This is a genomic window from Endozoicomonas sp., from assembly GCF_031844845.1.
Classification (GTDB): domain Bacteria; phylum Pseudomonadota; class Gammaproteobacteria; order Pseudomonadales; family Endozoicomonadaceae; genus Endozoicomonas.
This window is the reverse complement of record NZ_JAVRMB020000341.1, coordinates 1-4,307: the sequence shown is the minus strand read 5'-3', so window position 1 is coordinate 4,307 and position 4,307 is coordinate 1. Positions and strand designations below refer to the sequence as shown.

Here is a 4,307-nt window from a genome sequence, read left to right as displayed (position 1 = left end):
GAGCAAAAAATAGCTACATTTTGCAATCACTATCTTAACTATCAGGAATTAGAGAATAAACAGCAGTCAGCTTATAAGCTGATTGACAAAAATTTTCTGCGATAATTAAGAAGTTACGGATTCAGGTCAAGATGACTGCTGGTTTTACATCTAACTTTTCCAAGTATTCGAAGTCTGGTATTTATTGGAAATCATTAGCGTTAAAAATCGCTCAAGAAATAGCAAGAAATAGGGCAAGAAATAGGGCAGTCATAATTTTAAAATCCAATAATAATTGATTCGCTATAACAACTAACAAATCAATTATCATCAATCTTGAATTCAAGTAATAAATGTATAACCCATGACTTTTCTCGCATCTATTCCTGTCAACTCCTTAAATGCCTCATAAGTAGGTGAAAGTTTGCTTTCGTATAAATTGACTATACGTACGTTTAGTTTTATTTAGTAAACCGATCATCACCATTGATGCCAAGGTGTAGACACATGATCGCTACTTCTTAAAAATTAGATAGAGGTTTGCATTTCAATATTTATCACATAAAAATTCGAGAATATTATCGACTGCTGATGCTTTGATTATAAAAGAGTTGGAACTTATTCCTTAGCTTGCAGTCCAACTATTTGATAGCAAACTATCACCTACTTATGAAAATTCAGTGTTTGAATAAAATCACCTGTTTAATGTTAAAACACATCGTGTAGCCAGCGGACAATAAGTTCTATGAATAATTATCAGACAAGGTGAATGATTATGGATGCAGCGATTGGTAATACCCGGCGCAGCGCGTTTCAGGATATTGGAGCAAATACCCGTTCTAGGAAACTGACAGGCGGATCTGATCAGACTGGCATTTCAGAGCTTAAAGATCTTGGCAAAACAGACCTGAATGTTCGCAAATCAATGGAGGTTTATGGCTGGCACGAGGGACATAAGGTTTTTGCTACCCATGACTTATCCGGTTTGAAATTAATTCCCAATGCCGGATCCATGGTATTCAGTGGCAGGGGCTGGCGCACTTGTAAAGTGACAGGTTCTGAAGAGGTTGCCCAGGTAATGACGGTTCCCTTTGCTATTTCACCGGATGTTTTTCAGGCCAGCCTGCATGTGCCAGATTATGGCGGGTGGTCGTATGGGCGTCTGATGTACCCGGAACAGGCTGGCAGGGATTATAAAATTGGCGGCAAGGCACTGGAAGAACCGCCCTATTACCGGCCTTCCCAGTACTTAACCATAATGGATGATCTGGCGGCTGAAATGTTTCACGGAGGAGAGCCAAAGGTTAAGGGCATCGCAAAAACACTCTATCAGGTGCAACACTCACTTCGTAACTTGATTCATAGCCCTGATTATTCGGATAGGCGATTACCGGAAGGGCAAACGGTTGAAGCGGTCGCCGATAAGCTGGCGGTTATGCTGCGCGATCGTGATGGTGATCGGGAGGTAGCAAAGAGCTATTTGAAATATGTCAACCAGCTCCCTCCGGCGGCTTTCTTCAAAGCGATGCGATTGATTGCTACTGATCAGGTAAATTTGATGGATAGTACCGGACAGTCAGTACCTTCTTCCAACCTCTTTCATCATTCGGTTTTTTTTAATGGCGACCTGATCTTTGCCAGCTTGCTGCTGGAGGGCAACAGGGATAGCGAGGGACTGACGTATTACTGGGTCAAACGCAAAGTACAGGAGGCATTTAAACAGATACCAAAGATAGATCTGAGTGGTGTGACTTCCATGGGAGAGGCCATCACAAGAATCCACAGGCAGGCAGGAATTCAGGTGGAACGTAAGTTAAGGCAAGCTTACTTCCAGAAGCTGGTGCATGATGAAATATTATCCCAGCCGTTACTTTCACAGAACAGCATTGAAAATATTTTGTCCAGCCTGCTTGAGCTTGCCAGCGAGACCAAGGGTATCACCTCTTTGTTGATGGCGTTGTTGCCGGATATGGCAAGTATTGCTGATTTAAATCAGTCTGTGGCGGAGATGTTATTGACAGCAATGGAGGTGAAGGACAAACGGAAATTAATGCTTCCCATTGAATACTTCCGGCAATCTATTAAGCCGGAAAAGCTTCAAGTATTAATCGATCAGAACATCCGTGATTTGGATAAGCACAAGGCTGACATACTTTCTCAACCATCAACAAGTTCTCCGTCTCATAATAGTCAGCATACGGTGCTTGGGGCTTTTTGTGATCAGTTCCTGGCTATGAGTATCAAACAGGGTTCAGGGAATAGCCGGACAGATTCTGCCACCAAGCCCGGTGCAGTTAGCGCTGGTACGCAATACCATTCTGCAAGATATCACGGCACGAAAATAAGTTCCGGTAACCATAAATTGATTGAAAGTCTTTATAATAGAATTGCCATATTAACAATGCGTAAAAAATGGGATGATCTGGTTAACCTTATTACAGAACTTAAGAATAGAGAGGTCCGGCCAAAAGACAGGCTTATTGGTGCAAAAAATGCCTGCAGGCTTGTTGCCAGATTGCTTCAGCAACAATTGGCTAATGGAACAACAGACAGGTCTTCCGTACAAGTAATATTTGAGCGCTTGATACTTATGCTGCCAATGATTAATGACTATCTATCTGTAAAGGCTTTACGGGGTTTATGCGACGGGCGGGGCTATATTTCAAAGACTGTCAGCGCGCTGTGTCAACCCAGGGCTGACCAGAGTCCGGGACTGAATGAAGTACGCTCGAACTCAAAAGAGGAAGATACAGCGTCTATCCTCTTTATCCCATTGGATAAGTGTATCTCCAGGCAAGGACAGCGAGCCGAGCGTATTAATGGTATACGTGCCATTCGGGCGTATGAATGCTCTATTTGCCTTGAGTTTCCGTCATCACAAAATAAATTGCGTAACCATAATACAGCCGCCACAGGTGAGCCTGCTAAGAATGGCCACCCGGGGATGCCTATCTGCAAACGATGTGTGACCAGGGTATTGGAAACTGATCCACATTGTCCGGCATGCAGGGTGGTTGTTATAAAGAAAGATTTCGTGGAATTTACGCCAAACCACTGAAACCTTTGCTGGTTTTTGTTAATCCCGGGCAATAAGTGGGTTACTGTTTTTTAGATCCCATGCCTTCAATGGACTGAGAGCATGGAGTCACTGATTCAGTAATCCACCTTGGGTCAACTGAAGGGGATCCAGCAGTTTCCGAAGCTCTTCTTCGCTCAGGTTGGTCTTCTCTTTCGCTACATCCAGCACTGAGCGTTTTTCCGCATAAGCCTGTTTCGCGATTTCGGCAGCTTTCATATAACCAATCACCGGATTCAGAGCGGTAATCAAAATGGGGTTTTTATAGAGAGCCTCATCAATATGATCCTGCTTTACCGTAAAATCAGCCAGGGCCTTATCCGCCAGTGAACGGCAACTGTTGGATGCCAGGGTAATGCCTTTGATCAGGTTACTGCCGATCATGGGAAGCATGGTGTTTAACTGAAAGTTGCTGGATTGCGCCCCAATGGTAATGGCGGTATCAAAGCCTGTGATTTGTGCTGCAGCCATCAGCACCGATTCACAAATCACCGGGTTTACTTTACCAGGCATAATGCTGGAGCCGGGCTGCAGGGCAGTCAGCTCGATTTCTCCCAGTCCTGCTAAAGGCCCGCTGTTCATCCAGCGAAGATCATTGGCGATTTTGGTCAGGGTGGTGGCGAGGCTTTTCAGCGTTGCTGATAGCTCAAGCGCTGAAGAAGGAAGACTCAGTGATGCAAAAAAATTGTCACTGGGTTTAAAGTGAATTCCGGTGGTCTGGTGTAACTGCTCGCACACTTTATGGGCAAAGTTCCTGTGGGTATTGGTGCCAGTGCCAACGGCTGTGCCGCCAATAGCCAGCAGGTTAAGCCGTTCCATGCATTGCACAAATCGTTGCTTGTCTTGAAGAGCCAGTGCTTTCCAGCCACTGATTTCCTGCCCGAAGGTGACTGGCATGGCATCCATTAAATGGGTTCTGCCGGTTTTGACCATACCGCTGAGTGCCTGCTCCCGTTCACCCAGAATCTTCAGCAGATGATCCAGTGCGGGCATTAACTGATGCTTGACCATTTCAGAGGCTGCAACATGAATGGCTGATGGAATGACATCATTGCTGCTCTGACCCATATTCACATGATCATTGGCAGAGACTTCCAGGCTGGTCTTTTGTTTGATCAGCTGGGTAATTACCTCATTTACATTCATATTGCTGCTGGTGCCTGAACCAGTCTGGTAAATATCCACCGGAAACTGCTGCTCCCAGGTTCCCGGGAAGTTTCCCTGAATGACTTGATCACAGGCTCGGGCAATG

At 44.9% G+C, this 4,307-nt stretch carries 2 protein-coding genes; one reads left to right on the top strand and one right to left on the bottom strand.

The genetic code is table 11. From position 1 onward, the window contains the following. The first annotated feature begins 754 nt into the window (after positions 1–754). Entirely contained in the window at positions 755–3,037 is a 2,283-nt protein-coding gene (locus tag RM811_RS18900) for an RING finger protein (RefSeq protein ID WP_402527372.1), read from the top strand. Positions 3,038–3,124: 87 nt separating this feature from the next. Here the strand turns inward: RM811_RS18900 and RM811_RS18895 are convergent. Further along, on the bottom strand, positions 3,125–4,307 hold a 1,183-nt coding region (locus RM811_RS18895), incomplete at its 5' end, for a lyase family protein (RefSeq protein ID WP_402527371.1).

Bases quoted from the DNA above. Each gene is read 5' to 3' on its own strand.
- RM811_RS18900 (WP_402527372.1), top strand. From the start codon at position 755: ATGGATGCAGCGATTGGTAATACCCGGCGCAGCGCGTTTCAGGATATT.